This is a genomic window from Rufibacter sp. XAAS-G3-1 (assembly GCF_013623775.1).
In the GTDB taxonomy this organism is placed as follows: domain Bacteria; phylum Bacteroidota; class Bacteroidia; order Cytophagales; family Hymenobacteraceae; genus Nibribacter.
Genome location: NZ_JABFAM010000019.1, coordinates 64,006 through 82,606 on the forward strand (window position 1 = coordinate 64,006; position 18,601 = coordinate 82,606).

Below are 18,601 nucleotides of genomic sequence, written 5' to 3' on the forward strand. Positions count from 1 at the left end.
TATGAATTCAAATTCCATTGAACAGCAAGTGCAGGAACTGCAAACCGCTGGTTTATCCATCCGCGGAATCGCCTCTGAGCTAGGCATAGACAAATCAAAGGTACAGCGTATCCTGAGGAAACAGCTTGAGGCCTCGTTCCTGGATAGTGATACAGAGAACGATACACTCTTTGATACAGGCTTCGATACAGCCGATACACCCCTTGATATAGGCCTTGATACACCTTATGATACAGGTGAGACAGCTAGGAATACAGCCATTGACACACCGTTTAATACAGATAATAATGCCAAACGGGGGCAAAAAATTAGTAAAAGGGAGCCTGTATCGCACAAAGTGAGCTATACGATTGCCGAGGCCAAGCTTTTGATGATGCAGACGGCGCTGCTCAAGGATGATATCCATGATTTTCTATCAGAGATAATTGAATTACATTCCATGGATACGTTAATCGATGTCTCCACCTACTCCTTCTACGTTAGGCGGGTCAAGCGCTTGATACAGCACACGAAGATCCTGGCCTTCCAACTGGAGGAAGGCACGGAAACCCTTCCGGCCGTAAAGGCTTTGCGGGAGATCGAGTCAACCATGCAGCACATTCTCTCCGGGACGGACAGGTTTATGGATGACAAAACCCATCGAATAGACCTGAAGTCTCGGGACATGCATGTGTGGCAGAGTTTTCTATACAAGGACTTCTTCCAACCCATCATATAGCTGAAATGGAGACAGTATCCCTTCCAAAAAAAACCAACGTTTCCACCGGATCCCTGGCCGGTGGAAACATCAGTAACGCCTTCAAAATAACAGTAAACGTACCACCGGGCACCGACCTCAACTGCCCCATACCGCCCCGCAACTTGGGCGGTATGGGGCTAAAAAGCACCAAAGCTTTCCCTGAAGAAGTGTATGCAAACCTACCCGATGTTCAGGGAGCACTTTGCCGCAGGATAGTCGATCCCATAGAGAGGGAAGTTTTCCTTGTGGGAATGCTAGGCGTGACCAGCGGCATCTTGCCCAATGTATACGGATATTACGGCGGGAAGAAACTGGAGCCTAACCTTTACACTTACACCCTGGGACCCTACGGGGAGGGCAAGAGTGGGCTCATGTGGGCAAGGAAGCTCGCCGAGGCCATACACCAGGAGAAACACGAAAAGACAGCAGAGCTGGTGAACGCCCATAAAGAAGAGATGGCTCGCTATAAGATGGAGTCCAAGATGTTTGAGCAGGGAAAGTCCTCCACCATGCCGGAGCAACCCAAACAGCCACCGCACCTGAAGATGTACATCCCCTCCAATATAGGGAAGACAGGCATGTTGCAGCTTCTTGTCGAGAACAGCGGAAGGGGGATCATGTTTGAAACTGAGGCCGACACGCTGGCGGAGGCAATGAGGCAAGAGCACGGCGGTTTCTCCGATGTGCTGAGGCAGGCGTTCGGCCATGAGCCCATGAGTTTTTTCAGGCGTACCAACAGCGAAGATGTGGAGATACCATCCCCCTCCCTTTCCGTGGTGCTGTCCAGCACGTTTGACCAGCTTTTGAAACTGATCCCCTCGGTGGAGAACGGCCTGTTCAGCCGCTTTCTCTATTATGAGTTTGACTCCACTCCCGAGTTCAACAACGTGTTTGATAAGAACAAGAACGGTTACAGCAGATACTTTACGGAGATGGGCATCTGGTTTAGGAAAATGCATAGTGAGTTGACCGCATTGAGTCACCCTATTGAGTTCGAGCTTAAGGCTCACCAACAGGAAAGATTCTTGAAGGAGTTCTCGGAGCAGAAAAGTGAGCTAAGGGAGCACGTGAGCTTGGCCCTTGGGGGCACGGTCAACAGAATGGGCATGATCTGTTTCCGTATAGCCATGCAACTCAGTGTAATAAGGGCCTATGAGGGCGGCACACTCCCACACATACTGGAGTGCACCGACCAGGACTTCGAGAACTCTTTAAGGATACTGAATACCTTCACAAAGCACATGGTCGCCGTTTACGATAAGCTACCCAGAATGAAGAGTTTCACAACGGAGGATAGCGGGGATAGGGGGGCTCTGAGACTGGAACAAAAGCGGCAATGCCTTGAACTTAACGGCAAAGGGATCACCAATGTAAGGGAGATATCAATTCTGGTGTTCGGATCGGACAGCCAAAAGTCAACCGTTCACCGATGGATAAAGGGATATTAAGTACGCACATTCCGTTTGTCCCAGAATTGGGACGGGACAGAACCGGTAACTCAATTCTGGATGTGGAGGTCTCCTGCTTCGCCAATTACGGCACCGCTACAGACCCCAAAACCGTGAACCTGCTGTATTGGCTCTCCTGTGGCGCTTATGCCAAAGAGGTGAGAAAAATAAGGGCAACAGGTGATAAATATGTGCGGGACAGCCTCAAGGGTAGGCTACCCGCCATCACCCCCAGCGGCACCTTCACCTATAGAAGCGAGAAAGACCTGATTAGTCACAGCGGACTGATCCAGTTCGACATTGACCTGAAGGAGAACACGCACATAGACAATTTCTATGACCTAAAGCTGCAAATAAGCAACATACCCAACGTTGCCTACTGCGGCCTTTCCGTCTCCGGACAGGGTTTTTGGGGATTGATACCTATAGCTTTCAGGGAAAGGCACCGGGAGCATTTTGAGGCTCTCAGGAAAACCTTCCTTCAACTGGGTATCACTATTGACGTGAAGCCGAGGAACATTGCAAGCCTCAGAGGATACAGCTATGACGAAGAGGCATACTTTAACCACAATGCGGCGGTGTTTGCCCGCTATGAGTCATTCCAGAAGGAAAAGCTTAACCCTTATTCAGGCATGCCAGGCAGCAATGATTCACCGGTAAAAGTCAGAGTGGAATTGCGCATTACTGCGATAGAGAGAAATGGTATTGATGTCACCTCTTCTTATGCGGCATGGTTTGAGGTTGGGTGCAGCCTGGCGGCTGAGTTCGGGGAAGAAGGCAGGTGCTATTTCCACCGGGTAAGCCAATTTCACCCAAAGTACTCTAGCACTAGAACCGATAGGCTGTATGACAGTTGCTTGAGAGGGAGTTATACTTATACGATTGCCACCTTCTTCAAGTATTGCAAGAGATAGCCTAGCTCATACTGGCAAAACACCGCTTAAATTATTCAGAGGCATCGGTGTATCACACCAAGACAGATTCCCCAACTAAAAAACTAATTGATTACATCTCATTCTGAATGAATTCAGAATGTAGAATAAACCATCTAATCACCACAAAAAAATAAAAATGAATCATTTTTATACATTCAATAGGGAAGTTAAAAACCTGATCAAGAACAACCCAGACAATAAAGGCATGCAGGTTATTGAGCGGTATAGAAAAAGCCTTAGGGTTGACTTGAATTACTATGATGCCCTTGAGTTTTTAGGGGAACATCTTGGTCTGGAGCTCGAGTGCAAGGAGGTGTATGAACGTGGCAAATTCAAGGGGTATATTCCCCAGGTAAAGCTACACAAAGGAAACCCTTACAACGGCAAAGCGGGGATACGGAAAATTACTGAGTTCCCGTACAAATCATTGAATAAGCTGTTTGACTATATGTCCAGGCAGTATGTATACTTCCTGATTGACTTGCCAGACTTTGAGAAACATGTATTCAGTGATCGAGAACATTGATATTTATCTCTCTGTGGCCATTTGATTGGAGACGAAACAGAGTAGTAGCCAGCCTTGATGGCCGCACAATATATTGGCTATCTCTTTAGCCGTCCATTACCCCCTTGTTTACAATTCAGGACATTGTATACAAGGGGGTAATTTTTTCAAATGCGAAGAAGAATTTGCAGAGATATTAATAGCAAAAGATTGGAACTCTCATTCAAAGAGTTCATAAAGCAAACGTCGACGTAAAACCAACGCTAACAGTGAAAACCAGTATGATTCCCAACTCATAGGTAAGATGCTTGAACGCCCAAGGCTAAGTCAACCCGTCAGGGTCAATAGTCTGCTTTTTAAGTTGGTTTCTATTACACCTTCTTCAGGTACAGATTGCCTTTGAAAGAATACTTAATTCATTCCTCTCTTACGCTTATTTCTTAATCTTCCATCGTTTCATTTAGAACTGCCTTCAACTCCTCCTTACTTGGCAAAAACGTCTGGTATTTACTAGCGAAAATTTGGCTGTTTTCTTTGGGCAGGGTTATTTCTACCAGCGCATTGTTTTTCTCTTTGCATAGAATGATGCCAATGGTAGGGTTCTCGTCATCGGTTTTCACGAAGCGGTCATAGTAGTTCACGTACATCTGCATTTGCCCTAAGTCCTGGTGGCTCACCTCCCCGATTTTCAGGTCTAAGAGCACAAAGCAACGCAGAAAGCGGTGGTAGAACACCAGGTCTACCCTGAAATGCTTGTCGTCAAAGGAAAACCGCACCTGCCGCCCCACAAACGTGAAGCCTTTGCCCAGCTCCAGCAAGAAATGCTGCAGTTCATCAATGATGCGGTGCTCCAGGGTGGACTCTGAATATACCGCTTCTTCTTTCAGCCCCAGAAATTCCAGCACGTAAGGGTCTTTCACCACATCTTGTGGCCGCTGGAGTTGCTGCCCTTTCTCGGCCAGTTCCTTTACCTGTTCCTTGTCCCGGCTTAGCGCCAGGCGTTCATACAGGGCGCTGTCAAATTGCCGTTGCAGCTCTTTCAGGCTCCAGTTATTTTGGGCGCATTCCAGCTCATAAAACCGCCGTTCAGCGGGGTTCTCTATGCGCATGAGACGGATGTAATGCGACCAGGAAAGCTGAAAATCACGGGAAGGCGTCTCCTGTTTTCCGCGTTCATCTTTTTCCCCCGAATTCGTCAACGCTGTTGACGAATTTGTTATGGAGTATGTCTTGTAGAAAAAACGCATCCTATCAAGGTTCTCCACCGAGAAACCTTTCCCAAACTTCCGGCTAAGCTGCACGGAGAGCTCTTTCAGCACGGCTTTACCATAGGCAGCTCGTTCCTTGCCTTGCTGCTCTTCTTCCACAATCATGCGCCCAATCTCAAAGTAGGTGCGCACCATGGTAAGGTTTACAGTAGCCACCACTTTTCGGCGAGCATCAGAGATGAGTAAAGCTACTTTCTCAAAGAGCCCAGCCGTATTTTCCTGTTTGATTAAAGCTGATATATCAGGCATAATGTACTTCTTCTAACTGTTTCTTTGATCCCTTTTTCAAATAGGCAGATTCTATAAAGCAACTATGAACTCCTATACTGCCACTCTGCCCCCATATTGATAACTCTGAAAACCAATAAAGGGGTTGCGGATAGATAATATACAGCCCAGTTCTTTTTAGCGTCTGCAAGAGCACTGTACTACAACAGCAGTAGCTGATATAATTTCTCTAATTCAAGTTCTACTTCACCGGAGCCAGCATTACTTTGCTTAATCTAATTTAATGGATTACTCGTCTTACCTCAATTCCCTTGATAACCTCTTACTCTTTTGAATTATTTGTATAGATCATTGCTGGTAAAGGCACACCGACTTTATACATTCCTGCATAACGTTTCACTTTATTTTCTTCCTTTTTCGATAGAACCAGCTTATACTCTTTTAAATTAACCTTCAACTCTTTCTCAGGATAGATAATCAAACAATCAATTAATTGATGTGGCTGATTATCAACAGGAGTTTTACCAAGCTTTTGGTAAACCTTGTGCATGCGGGCATATCCACTCACCTGACGAATATCAGCTGACTTGATATTACCATCTTCATACTTCAACTTGTATTTGGCATCTACAACCCCTACAAAGTCATCTGTATTGAGCAGGAAATCCAATTTATTAGCTTTATCGCCAAACTGGAAATCAACATCAACACTTCCGTACCTATCCTTTAACAGACCTAGCACATACAGCTCGAATAGCTTGCTCATATCTATCCAGAATGGTGGAGTGCTTACCTGAGCAACTGCAGCATTCTGAATATTATAGCCGAAACGTCGAAGTATTTGTTTAGCTAGGTCAATAGCCAAGGTGTATTCTTTATAAAAAGGATTGGCTTTAATGTGCCGGCATTCATGCAGGCTGGCATCAGATGAAACCTTTTCAAAGGCTGGATTAATGTAGTTGAATGTATTGATGAAAGTTTCTTTTGAGCCTAAATTATTGAAAGCAGGTAAGTAACGCTCTATAAAAACTAGAGCCTTTTTTAGAATTCGATTTTCGATGCCATTGAATCCAAACTCATCGTAAGCGCAATAGGTATTAAGTGTTTTAGATTTTACCAAATTTTGCTTAATATTTTGAGCAATTAGCACTTTACCTTTTATGCGGTTGCGCAGATTGTGCTCTACCTTGTAGTAAGACTTCTTAAGCCCTTTGCGCACAATACTTTTTACAACCTGTAAATATTGAAGTACCAGCAGCGGAGTGAGCATATCCTGCTGCTGGTTGATCTTAATTTCAGGTTTATCCCACTTTATCTCAAACAGGTCAGAAGTATGATCAAACACTTCAGGATGCCGTAATGCTGAGAAAAGCATGGCTAAATAATCGACCTGTTTGTTATTGCTACGGTTCACTTTTGGTTGAACGTATACGGCTTTCTCATTCTCTCGTAGCCAATCAACACCAACAAAGTAACCATTTACAATATCTCTGTCCTTTGTAATAGCAAAGCAGCAATGGTTTTTATTGTTTTGAAAAAAAATTGGCTTTGGAAGATCCTTGTCGTAACCACACTGAGTAAAATAAATAGGATTTACTTTGCCTTTTTCCGGACTATATTTATTATAATCAGCATAGTGTTCACAGTAAACTTTGCGCTCCAAAAAGTGTTCTTCTAGCACCACTTCATTACTAGACATACTTACAGGCAAAGTTTATTGTTAATATAGTCCATTGCATTAGCAGCCCCTTCCAACTTTATGTCTTCGCGCAATATACCATCTTTCACATACTCCCGAAGAAGTGGCTTTATTTCGTAATCTAATTTTAGCTGAAGTTCCTTTTTATCTTCTTCCAAATCTTTTTGTTCTGTTTGATTAGTCATAAAATAGCTGTGACCTATCCAAACGTCTTCAGGATTAAAATCTTGGGCTATATGTTTAGACCTTTTAAGGTCAGGTTCCTTCCAATCAATATTATCATAACCATCTATAAACAACTCTGACACTTTTCTGAAAAGGGTATTGCTAAGTTCATGTACCACATGCTTATTTGGTAGTACACTTTTAAAAGCGAACCTACGCCGGATAGCATAATCAATGTGTCCAACACTACGGTCAGCAGTATTCATGGTACCTATAATAAATAAGTTATTTGGCAACACAAGATTATTGTCACCATTGATTCCGTACATACTTTCTACGACATCACCTCGATATTCCAACGCATAAATAAGCTCACCAAGCACAGCAGGTAAATTAGCACGGTTAATCTCATCTATTATCAATACATAGTTTTCTCTTGGATTCTCAAAGGCTTTTTTTGCAAGCTTAGCTAATACCTTATTTTTTGTATCATAAGCAACATTGTTATTTACTGTTTCGGCTGTAATTCCCCTGACGAAATCCTCATAAGAATATGCTGGGTGAAACTGAATCAATTTGACACGTTCGTTAGGGAGCTGTTTTTGCTGTTCATCAATGTATTTTGCTACTGCTGCATTATAAGGGTCATTCCCTTTGGCAACTTGCCCATTCTCCCAGGTCCTCCTTTCAAATGCGTCAATTATAGCAGCAAATTTTGCCTCATACTTATCTCCAGCTGTCTGTAAGTAAACGCCATTATTTGTAAATGAATCAACTGAATAAGTTGAGTAGTTACCGCTACTAGGAATTACCTGAGATACACTTATATGCGCCCTTATATCAGCTTCCGTAATTGACTGCCTCTTTGCTAATTGCTTGGCTATTTGCTTTGCTGTATATGTCTTTCCTGTACCTGGAGGACCTTGAAGGATTATTTGTTTTTTGTGCTTAAGTATGTTTATTAAATCCTGCATCTTCTTATTTGCATTAATTTGCTTATACCACTTATCAACAAACTTCCATGATTTTGTATCACTAGATCTAAGGTATTCTAAAGTTCCCATTGATTTTGGAAACTTATCTTTCCCCTTGTACCAATCTAAAACTTCAATATTTCTAAAGTTTTTATTGAGATATTTATTAGTAAGAACTTGATCCTTGAATGATCCTCCTTTGATTTTACATAAGGCTAATGGTCTATTACCTTCTCTTACTAATATAATGTCTCCAATTTTTATCCCATTGCCTTTCGTATCTTTGAAGTCATCGCATTGATAGTCAGCCCACTCACCTGTTCCAATAACTGGTACAGATTCTTTTAACATTAAGCTGGAGTCGATCCTTTCCCCTTCTGGACCATGAGGGTACATCATTTGAATATGCCAGTATGCCATCTATTTATTTTATTTAAATTTAAATTCTCCATGACTGCCACAAGCTACTACCTACCTTATGGCATATCCCTCCTCTCTTTAGCCTGGGCAACAGTTAGTATATTAGCTATTCAAGCTATTAGTTATAATATTATATAATCAGTTCTGTTAGATTTTTTGCTGACTAAGAAGCAGAAGTTAACTCATTGGCTATCATCTCTGCCTGTTTCAAAACAGTCTCTGTAGCCAACATCTGCATATCTGGTGGGTAGCCGTATTGACGGAGGGTGCGCTTTACAATCACCTTTAACTTAGACTTTACACTTTCCTTAATGGTCCAGTCTATAGAGGCGTTTTGCTTTACTTTTTCTGTGAGTACTACAGCCAGTTCACGTAGCTTATCCATCTGCATCAACTCTTTTGCGCTTTCGTTGTTAGCTACCGCTGTATAGAAGGCATATTCAAAATCGGTAAGGCCAAGTTCGTTGGCTTCACCATCCATTTTGGTTATTTCCTTGCTGAGTTTTATAAGCTCGTCAATCACCTCTGCTGCCGTTAATACCTTATTGTGGTATCGCTTAATGGAGTTTTCCAACATCTCCATGAGCGTACGGCTTTGTATCAGATTCTTTTTAGACCTCGACTTTATCTCATCATTGAGCAGCTTTTTAAGCACCTCTAACGCAATGTTTTTGTGCTTCATGCTCTTAAGCTCTAATAAGAATTCTTCTGACAGAATGGAGATATCTGGCTTTTTTATACCAGCTGCGTCAAACACATCTATTACCTGCTCAGAGACTAAAGCCTGATCAATCACCTGGCGGATGGTGGTTTCAATTTCTTCATCTGTTCTGCCAGAGCCGGTACCATCAAACTTTGCCAAGCGTGCTTTTACAGCCTGAAAGAAGGCAACCTCGTCTTTGGCATCCATCGCCTGATCATGTGGTATGGCTATAGCAAAGGCTTTAGAAAGCGCTGTTACTTCATTTATAAATCGCTTCTTTCCATCTTCTAAACCGAGAATGTGTTCTTCCGCTGCTAATATCAGCGACAGCTTTTTTGATATTTCGGCTTCAAAAAACTCTTCATAGGCAAAACCATGGAACATCTGCGAAACTACCTCCAGCTTTTCCAGCATGATCTGTACCGCCTGTTCCTGTAAGATGGTGGGATCGCCCTTGCCACCGGCATCTGAGTAGAAAGAGAGTGCTTTTTTAAGATCTGAGGCAATGCCTAAATAATCCACTATCAAGCCGCCTGGTTTATCTTTGTACACGCGATTTACCCGGGCAATGGCCTGCATCAGGTTATGACCTTTCATAGGTTTGTCTATGTAAAGCGTGTGCATGCTAGGGGCATCAAAACCTGTCAGCCACATATCACGGACAATTACAAGCTTCAGCTCGTCTTCCGGATCTTTCATGCGGTCTGCCAGCTTGCGGCGTTGCTCTTTGGTGCTGTGGTGCTTGGCGATGAGTGGACCATCTGAGGAGGAAGAAGTCATCACTACTTTGATAACTCCCTTCTTAAAATCATCAGAGTGCCATTCAGGTTTTAAGGCTATGATGGCTTCGTATAGCTCGGCGGCAATGCGGCGGCTCATGGCTACAATCATGGCTTTGCCTGCAAATACTTCCTGGCGTTGCTCAAAGTGCGTTACAATGTCTTTGGCAATGTTGTTGATCCGGTTCTTACTGCCGATAAGTGCCTCCAGCTGTGTCCATTTGGCTTTAGCTTTCTGGGTAGTGGTCAGGTCTTCCTGATCAAGCTCGTCATCCAGGTCATCTACCAGCTTTTTACCTTCTTCGGTAAGTCCCACTTTTGCCAGGCGGCTCTCATAGAAGATACGAACCGTGGCGCCGTCTTCTACGGCCTGGGCGATGTCATAGATATCTACATAGTTACCGAATACGGCAGGCGTGTTTACATCGGTGCTTTCAATGGGTGTACCGGTAAAGCCTAAATAGGTAGCGTTGGGCAAAGCATCGCGCATGTACTTGGCGAAACCGTATACCATTTTGCTACCTATTACATTGCCTTCTTCATCTTTGGTATCTACAGTTTTACCCCGGAAGCCATACTGGGTGCGGTGTGCTTCATCGGCAATGACAATTATGTTGCTACGGGTAGTGAGTTCCTCGTAAACATTACCCTCTTCGGGCTGGAATTTTTGGATAGTAGAGAACACTACCCCGCCGGAAGCAACGGTTAACAATTCTTTTAGATGGTCCCGGTCCTCGGCTTGTACCGGCTCCTGACGAAGTAGTTGTTTAGAGGCGGCAAAGGTATCAAACAACTGATCGTCTAAGTCGTTGCGGTCGGTGATGACCAGCACGGTTGGGTTATCCAAGGCCAGCACGATTTTGCCGGTATAAAACACCATGGAGAGCGACTTGCCACTGCCCTGCGTGTGCCATACCACACCACCTTTACGGTCTCCTGTGGCCTGCTTCTTTACACCAGGCAAGCCATAGCTTTCAGGAGATTCTTCCACCATATTTGCAGGCAATTTAGCTTTATAACCCGAGGCACGCATGGTAGATTCTACGGCCCTGTTTACAGCGTAATACTGATGATAAGCCGCTAGCTTTTTTACCGTAGAAATGGTGGTAATACCTGTAGCTGTATCTTCTTTAGCGGATTTCTCGAAAACAATAAAATGCCTTACTAGGTCTAAGAGCGTTTCCTTGTTAAGCATCCCCTGAATCAGGGTTTCCAGCTGGCTAACCAGGTGCGAAGCTTCGGCTTTGCCATCAGCTGACTTCCAAGCCATGTAGCGGCTGAAGCCCGCTGATAAAGAGCCAGCCTTTGCCTCCAGCCCATCGGAAATAATGGTAATAGCATTGTATGTAAACAGGCCAGGTATAAGAGCTTTGTAGGTTTCTATTTGCTTGTAGGCAGACTTAATAGTAGCGTTTTCGTCGGCAGGGTTTTTAAGCTCTATGACTACCAGCGGGATGCCATTTACAAACAGGACCACATCGGGGCGTTTGTTATGGTTGTTCTCTATAACCGTAAACTGGTTGGCAACTACAAAATCGTTGTTGAGCGGGTTTTTAAAATCTATGAGCCACACGCGGTCGCCGCGATCTTCGCCATTTATGCGCTTGGTAACCGGAATACCCTCGGTGAGTAGCCGGTGAAACGCCTCGTTGTTGGCCAGAAGCTCGGGCGAGGCAATGCGTTGTATTTCTTTTATGGCTTCTGCCTGAGCCTCTACTGGAATACCCTTGTTTATTTTATGAACCGCATTTTTTAATCTGCTATGCAATAGCACCTGTGCGTAGTTTTCACGCTCGGGTGTCTCACCATCGGGGGCAATATCTGGGGCATAAATGTAATTATAGCCTTGCTTTTCCAGCAGCTCAATGGCAAAAGTCTCAATGGTACTTTCAGTTATTTTAGTGCTTATCATTCTTCAACTGTTTCCTCGGATGTTTCTTCAGACATAAAACCCTTATATTCATTTACATAGGCTTGGTTATCCACATGGAATAAAATTTCACTCGCAGCATATGAATAATTGCCCATAGAAAATTCCCCAAAAACATCATCCCAGTACTCGTTGAACTCTACTGCTTCAAAATAATCTAAACTGCTTTCCTCCGATTTCTGAGGTACTCTTGGATTTTCATTTTCAAAAGTTCTAATTAGAAATGAAGCAACAATCTCAATGGAATCAACTAAGAACTCTCGTGTAAGCAGATCAACTCCATCGTTTCTTACTTTGATTTCGTCTAATGTCTTTCCATGAGACGTAAGGCCTATTTCATTACGCAGAACTCCAACCTGCTGTCCTATTGTTGCTAAAGCGGAAGAAATTTGATTAACCATTTCCGTACTTGTAAAGCCTAAGGCAATAAAAGCACTTCTTAAAACATTGTTCACTGAAGGTTTGGCACCCAATTCAAAGTTTTTACACTCGCATATTTCTTTACAAATAGCTTCTAACAGAGCTTTAGCATTCTCTAATGAATGGCTAAAGTCTAACTCTAAGTGAGCTTCAATTCTTTCTATAAAAACTGTTAGCTCTGCCCATCTTCCATATTGCTCAATTACCTTCTTAAGCTTCTCCATTATATAGTAACGGTTGCTTGTCCACTCATCAGCTTTGGCAATGTTGTGTCACGGAGTTTAATTATGCTATTAATTTGTTTGTTATTAGAGATGAACTTATTAATAAGAGGCTCAATTATAGCTGTCATCTCTTCCAATTCCTTATCAGAAGGAACCAGAACCATGGCTTCATCTAGATCTTTGCGCTTAATGTGTCCCATCGTAGTTGCATGACTCGCAGCTATAGCAATAAATTCATCTAAGTGGTGTTTGGACCACATATAGTAGTACCATTTAGGAAATTCCCCTGACGTTACCTTAAATAAGTGTTGATTTAAAACGCAATCCTCTCCATTCCACATCTTAACCATTAAAGAAGCTGACCAGGCAAAAATTACATCACCATTTTGAACAATGTATTCTGGTTTTACATTCTTAGTTGCCCAGTCTGAACTTTCTGAAATCCCGCTGCTTAATTCTTTTATCTTTAAAACAGGTAGCTTGTCAATTTCATTTTCAGGTGGGTATTTTTGGCAAGCTAAACCATTTAAAAAATTAGCGATTAGACTCAACGGCCTTTGCTCCCATTCCGCTTTAGCATCTACAATAAACCACTGCCTAAAGAGGGTCTCGGCCAAGGCTTCTAAGGTTGTATTTTGGCGGTGCAGCAAATCTACTTTGTTATCTAAGCTGCCGAGTACAGCGGCAATGGCTTTTTGTTCAGAAAGTGGTGGACAAGGTATCTCTATACTTTTAATTTCTTCAAAATTAATATTTGGCTGAGCTGACTGCCCAGACATATTATTAATGAATTCAATTACACTTTCCTGTCTTAGATAATAGCTGACAAACTTAGGGAAGGCTTTATCTTGGTTTAACCTAATTATTGCTAATGCTTGATTAGTATTAGCAGGTAGTATGTCTTCCGTGACTATTGCATTTTTTCCCAGGAAAACACCAGCCATTGAAAAAAGTATATCATCCTTTTTTAACTGGGAGCGTCTAAGCTTTTGGTGAGTCTCCTCATCAATAAAAACAAATTTTGATTTATCAATTCTACCATTATAGCCAACAGATTCAGATTTAATAAAATTTATACCTTTATTAGTAAACTTTCCTCCTAATGTAGTTGGAGTAGTACCTTTAGTTACCAGTTCTATTAATTCACCAAGCTTACATTCTTTCCACTTACTCATTAAATTTCACTTTTAGAAGGTTTGCAGCAATTACTTCATTTAGTTGATCTTCTTCCTGTATCTGAGCTTCAAGCTCAGCTTTTAAGGCTGCAAAACGCTCGGAAAAGTCAAAACCGTCTTCTTCGTCAGGCAAGCCTACATAGCGCCCCGGCGTTAACACATAATCCAGTTCTGCTACTTTACTAATAGGGGCAGCCACGCAGAAGCCAGGTATATCCTGGTAATTGCCGTTAAGGTTTCGCCAGTTGTGGTAGGTATCGGCAATCTGCTTTATGTCGTCAGCAGACAGCTCTTTGGTACGGCGGTTAATTAAATAGCCTAGGTTGCGGGCATCTATAAAAAGTATTTCCTTGCTACGGTCGCGGAACTTGCCATTGGTGCGGTTCCGGCTCATAAACCAAAGGGCAGCTGGTATTTGCGTGTTCAGGAAAAGCTTAGCCGGAAGGTTTACAATACAGTCTATCAGGCCATTCTCTACCAGCTCACGGCGTATATCACCTTCGCCACCGCTTTTAGATGTAAGGGCACCTTTTGCCAGTACCACCCCAGCTTGTCCATTAGGGGCTAAGTGGTAAATAAAGTGCTGTAACCAACCAAAGTTGGCGTTACCAGTAGGTGGTGTGCCATACTGCCAACGGCCATCCTTGCGGAGCAGCTCACCGCCCCAGTCGCTTACATTAAACGGCGGGTTGGCAATAATGAAATCGGCTTTCAGGTCTTTGTGGGCATCGTTCAGGAAAGAGCCTTCGTTGTTCCATTTTACCTGGCTACTGTCTATACCGCGTATGGCCAGGTTCATTTTGGCCAGCCGCCAGGTAGTTTGGTTGCTCTCCTGTCCGTAAATAGAGATGTCGTTTATTTTGCCGCTGTGCTCCAGCACAAACTTCTCGCTCTGCACAAACATACCGCCAGAGCCGCAGCAAGGGTCAAACACCCGGCCCTGGTATGGTTCCAGCATTTCAACCAATAGCTCTACTACGCTCCGTGGAGTATAGAACTGACCGCCCTTTTTGCCTTCGGCCAGCGCAAACTCACCCAGGAAGTACTCAAACACATGGCCCAGCACATCGGCACTACGGGCTTTGGCTGTGCCCAACGCAATATTACCTACTAAGTCAATTAACTCGCCTAAGCTGGTTGGGTCCAGGTTTTGGCGAGCATATACCTTTGGTAGTACTCCTTTCAGCGATGGGTTTTCATTCTCAATGGCATCCATAGCTTCATCAACCAGTGTGCCTATGTTTGGCTGCTTGGCTTGAGAGAGCAATTTATTCCAGCGAGCGCCTGGTGGAACGAAGAACACGTTTTCGGCTTTATACTCGTCGCGATCTTCAGGATCGGCACCGGCATAGTCGCCTTCTCCAGCCTCTAGCTTCTGGTACAGGTCTTCAAAAGCATCAGATATGTATTTCAGGAAGATCAAGCCAAGCGCAACGTGTTTGTACTCAGCTGCGTCAATGTTCTTTCGGAGCTTATCGGCTGTTCTCCAGAGTTGTTTTTCTAAGGGTTCTTCAGTTGTAGCTTTTTGTTTAGCCATTATCTATTAGGTGGGATATAAAAAAATTACTAATCTTCAGCTTTGACACCAATGATGTTTTATGGAAATGAAATTAGGATGTTAGCGGCTTTGGAACAAACCAGATTATTAAAATTAAGAAAAAGCTAGTTCCCTACTGGCTAAGTGGATTAAGACTAGCTATTTCTTTATTTTTGATAAATCGGTAATAACTAAAGGGATAACCAAAATATCGGACTGGTTTCGCTACCTCACCTTTACCATCAGATTTTTTAGACAGACTACTAAGTTTTAATTTTAGTCTATTTATTTGCTTAGACCGTGATCGGTCAAGGCTTTTCAGTTGGGACTTAACTACAACATTATAATCTAGATGCTTGAATCCATTGGTCCAACATAATGAAAAGGTCTTATCCTTGAAATTATGCAGAGCAACTCTACCAACAGCCATAGAAATCAGCCTGCTTTCTATGGCATAGACTTGCTGATTGAATGATTTACGAGAATTCTTATTGATATTTGTTTTATCTGTAGCCCTTACTGCTTTTAAAACTTGGTTCGTTTTTTCACCCTGTTTTTTTATTTCAGCTTCTAATGATTTTTTACGTACTCTAATAAAACCATTATATTTAATCTGATATCCTACAAAGGCCAGCCAAGGGACATTACCTTTAGCTTCTGTCTTATTTGCCCATTTATAAGGTGCTTTTGATTTTGTTTCCCAAAACTCTTTATTATAATCAGAAATCTGAGCTGGCTCATGGACAAGCAGCTTTATTTGTTTTACACCTTTAAGGTAGTGGTTCAAAGCAACCTGACATTTATTTTTATCGGTATGTAGGATTATCATATCATCGCAAAACCTTAAATAAAGCAAATCTTTATCTTGGCGCTTGCGCAAAACAAGGTCATCTACCTTATGCAAAATTAAATTTGCAATAAAACATGATATTGCTCCTCCTTGAGGCACTCCAATGGCAGTCTTATCTAAATTAACTGGATAAAATTCAGATTCTAGTTTGCTACTTGGCCATTCAAAACAACCATTCTCTAGTTTAAACTTTTTAAAAAATTCTTGATTAGAATTTAATGTAAATACTTGCTTGTTAAAGGTGTAAGAATTCAAATATTTGACAAAAACCTCTTTAGCTTTTGGTGCAATATCTATGCCTTTTACAAGCAGCTTCTTAGACAAGCATGTAAAGCTTAATTTAATAAGCCTATGATTTATACAATCAAAGAACTTCTTAATATCGCATTCTGCAGCCCAAATAGCACCTTCATTAGTTTTCCTATATTCTAGTATCTTCTCTATTGCATCATGGTGCGTAATTAGTTTAGCTCCTGGTTGAGTAGCTCTAAAAGCTAAAGAAGAATCTCTAAAAATGGGATCAAAAGATTTAATTAAGTATTTAGCTGTTAGGCTTATAATAATTCTTTCCTTTAGCTTGTAAGTAGAGATAGGTCTACAAATAGTTAGACCTCCTTCTATTTCTTTCTTTATAGGTCTTGTTTCAGGAGGTTGCAATTTTAACGGGGTTAAGCCAGCAATTTCCTTTTGAACCGAAAGAATGAAAGTTTGCAGATTTAAATACCAATCTGGCGGGAATAACTTGCTACTTGAAACAAGCTTATGAGTTTCTAAGATAGTATAATAAAGTGCAGCTACATTTAAATCTGAACTATTTTTATACTTTAATCTCTGTATGTTATTAAATCTTACCCAAGTCCTCCTGGGCGGAAACATTGAGCTAAAACCATAATCCTTTTTTATCCCTAAATGCCTTTTTGTAGAACCATGAAGACTTATATCGCGCAAAAGGTGTTTTTCATGCCTTTTTTTGGCAAGTTTAATTCTCTGGCGACACAAGAGTTTGATTATACTTTCACTTGAAAAATAATCTTCGTAAGCCTTCATAAAAAAAAGTGTTGGAGTAGTGGATAAGTAAATTCCATACCAAATACTGACACATAAGTGTGCACTGGAAACATACGGAGACTCGTGCAGAGTCATTCTTTCGGCATAAAGCCTAGTAACTAATTGATTATAGTTACACCGATTCAACTTGATTTAAACAAGTTTACATCCTTCACTACTCCAACTCTTCAAATATATAAAATTTCTATATATTTAGTTATACAACTAGACAACTATGGAAACTTTACATGATATTTCAATTTCAAGGTATGAAGGAGCTCTATCTAAGCATGCGAAGCAGGTAAATTTGCTTGAAGAGTTGAATAAGATTAAAGAGAAGACTTATAAAGTTAGTATAGAGGAATGCAGGAGAGTTCTCTTAGAAGATGGTAAAGAGAGTTATACTATATTAAAAAAACGACTTCCTGCCTTAACCTTCTGTGGCACATTCAACGGGCCACATAGCAAGGAAACTTTGGTTACCTTCAATCCACTGCTAATCATTGACGTCGATAATCTGTTACCTGAAGAGGTAGAAGCTAAAAAGGCTCTCTTATTTCAAGATGAACACATCTTCGCCTGCTGGATATCTCCTTCGGGCAATGGTATAAAAGCATTAATGAAAACAAATGCCACAGCAGAAACCCATAAGTATTATTTTGATGCCGCTGTTAAATATTTTGATAACCATTATCAAATAGCTGTTGATGTATGTGGGAGTGACGTTTGTCGTTTATGCTTTGTCTCATATGACCCTAACCTACTACAAAAGAACAAAAGTAAAATTTTCGAAATCAGAGAAGAAGATTTAGTAAGGCTATTTGAGGAAGGTACTCCGAAAACTAGGAGAAGTGCTTCAAGGGTTAATAGCGACGTTAAGAAAGAGTTTAAAACTAACATTCGCGACATAGATTCAGCCCTATTCCATAAAACAGAAGGAAGGAATAATAAGCAGAACCGGGAACAGCTGGCAAAAATCATCACCTTCTTATCAAAAAACAAACTCTCTATCACTTCATCCTATGACGACTGGTTTAGGGTAGCCATCGCATTAGCAAACTCGTTCACATATACACTTGGAGAGGGCTACTTTCTGAAGCTTTGCAGATTGGATGGTTTATGCCATGATGATTACAAAAGTCGTTATTTACTACAGTATTGCTACAGGAACAGAAGGCTTGGAGAGATCAACTTTGCCACAATCATTTATCTAGCGCAGCAAAAAGGTTTTGAGGTTAGAACTAAAAATAATTTTAAGCTTAACAATAAGTAGGAAATGATATCCTGAAAAAAGTCCTCTACATTTTTTCGTTGCCCGTACTTGGAATCCGTCTTCTACTTTTCCATTTATTATTTTTGGAGTTGTTTCTCAAATTGTTTGCAAATAAAAAAGCCACTTACAAGTTTTACCTCGTAAGTGGCTGATTATCAGGTGGGCCCACTTGGAATCGAACCAAGCACCTACTGATTATGAGTCAGTTGCTCTAACCGAATGAGCTATAGGCCCGGCCAAATCTTTGATTTGGGAGTGCAATTCTACAAATTTGTGTTTTAA

Annotated in this window: 13 protein-coding genes and 1 tRNA gene; 5 read left to right on the forward strand and 9 right to left on the reverse strand. The window is 41.8% G+C overall.

The genetic code is table 11. From position 1 onward, the window contains the following. Nucleotide 1 precedes the first annotated feature (1 nt). The 4 genes from HHO50_RS18225 (at nucleotide 2) to HHO50_RS18240 (ending at nucleotide 3,648) form a co-directional block, all read left to right on the forward strand. Nucleotides 2-718, forward strand: a complete 717-nt coding sequence (locus tag HHO50_RS18225) for a hypothetical protein (protein WP_181308160.1) — start codon at nucleotides 2-4, stop codon at nucleotides 716-718. 5 nt (nucleotides 719-723) lie between these two features. Next, the gene (locus HHO50_RS18230; RefSeq protein WP_181308162.1) at nucleotides 724-2,187 is read left to right on the forward strand and encodes a DUF3987 domain-containing protein; all 1,464 of its coding nucleotides are present in this window, start codon (nucleotides 724-726) and stop codon (nucleotides 2,185-2,187) included. Next, entirely contained in the window at nucleotides 2,169-3,101 is a 933-nt protein-coding gene (locus tag HHO50_RS18235; protein ID WP_181308164.1) for a BT4734/BF3469 family protein, read from the forward strand. The genes HHO50_RS18230 and HHO50_RS18235 overlap by 19 nt, the downstream gene beginning before the upstream one ends. Nucleotides 3,102-3,258: 157 nt before the next feature. Beyond that, the gene (locus tag HHO50_RS18240; RefSeq protein ID WP_181308166.1) at nucleotides 3,259-3,648 is read left to right on the forward strand and encodes a hypothetical protein; all 390 of its coding nucleotides are present in this window, start codon (nucleotides 3,259-3,261) and stop codon (nucleotides 3,646-3,648) included. Nucleotides 3,649-4,067: 419 nt separating this feature from the next. On the opposite strand, the gene HHO50_RS18245 is transcribed toward HHO50_RS18240, so the two are convergent. From HHO50_RS18245 to HHO50_RS18280, 8 genes are all read right to left on the reverse strand, one after another. Further along, a complete protein-coding gene (locus HHO50_RS18245; protein WP_181308168.1) occupies nucleotides 4,068-5,144 on the reverse strand; it encodes a YhcG family protein in 1,077 nt (358 codons plus the stop codon). A 301-nt stretch (nucleotides 5,145-5,445) separates the two neighbouring features. Beyond that, nucleotides 5,446-6,822 carry a hypothetical protein gene (locus HHO50_RS18250; protein ID WP_181308170.1) on the reverse strand — a complete coding sequence of 459 codons (1,377 nt, stop codon included), beginning with the start codon at nucleotides 6,820-6,822 and terminating at the stop codon, nucleotides 5,446-5,448. Nucleotides 6,823-6,824: 2 nt separating this feature from the next. Then, a complete protein-coding gene (locus HHO50_RS18255) occupies nucleotides 6,825-8,381 on the reverse strand; it encodes an AAA family ATPase (protein ID WP_219921581.1) in 1,557 nt (518 codons plus the stop codon). A gap of 163 nt (nucleotides 8,382-8,544) precedes the next feature. Beyond that, the gene (locus HHO50_RS18260; RefSeq protein WP_181308172.1) at nucleotides 8,545-11,775 is read right to left on the reverse strand and encodes a type I restriction endonuclease subunit R; all 3,231 of its coding nucleotides are present in this window, start codon (nucleotides 11,773-11,775) and stop codon (nucleotides 8,545-8,547) included. Further along, entirely contained in the window at nucleotides 11,772-12,437 is a 666-nt protein-coding gene (locus HHO50_RS18265) for an abortive infection family protein (protein WP_181308174.1), read from the reverse strand. The genes HHO50_RS18260 and HHO50_RS18265 overlap by 4 nt, the downstream gene beginning before the upstream one ends. Beyond that, nucleotides 12,437-13,612 carry a restriction endonuclease subunit S gene (locus HHO50_RS18270; protein ID WP_181308176.1) on the reverse strand — a complete coding sequence of 392 codons (1,176 nt, stop codon included), beginning with the start codon at nucleotides 13,610-13,612 and terminating at the stop codon, nucleotides 12,437-12,439. Before HHO50_RS18270 ends, HHO50_RS18265 begins: the two co-directional genes overlap by 1 nt. Then, nucleotides 13,605-15,149 (reverse strand): class I SAM-dependent DNA methyltransferase, encoded by a 1,545-nt coding sequence (locus tag HHO50_RS18275; RefSeq protein WP_181308178.1) that lies wholly within the window; start codon nucleotides 15,147-15,149, stop codon nucleotides 13,605-13,607. The genes HHO50_RS18270 and HHO50_RS18275 overlap by 8 nt, the downstream gene beginning before the upstream one ends. 133 nt (nucleotides 15,150-15,282) lie before the next feature. After that, nucleotides 15,283-17,046: a reverse transcriptase domain-containing protein gene (locus tag HHO50_RS18280; protein WP_181308180.1), complete on the reverse strand. Its 1,764-nt coding sequence runs from the start codon at nucleotides 17,044-17,046 to the stop codon at nucleotides 15,283-15,285. A 235-nt stretch (nucleotides 17,047-17,281) separates the two neighbouring features. Here HHO50_RS18280 and HHO50_RS18285 point away from each other — a divergent pair, with 235 nt between their 5' ends. Next, nucleotides 17,282-18,319 carry a BT4734/BF3469 family protein gene (locus HHO50_RS18285; protein WP_181308182.1) on the forward strand — a complete coding sequence of 346 codons (1,038 nt, stop codon included), beginning with the start codon at nucleotides 17,282-17,284 and terminating at the stop codon, nucleotides 18,317-18,319. Between the two features lie 160 nt (nucleotides 18,320-18,479). Here HHO50_RS18285 and HHO50_RS18290 read toward each other — a convergent pair. Next, nucleotides 18,480-18,553 (reverse strand) — tRNA-Ile (locus tag HHO50_RS18290). Nucleotides 18,554-18,601: the final 48 nt, after the last annotated feature.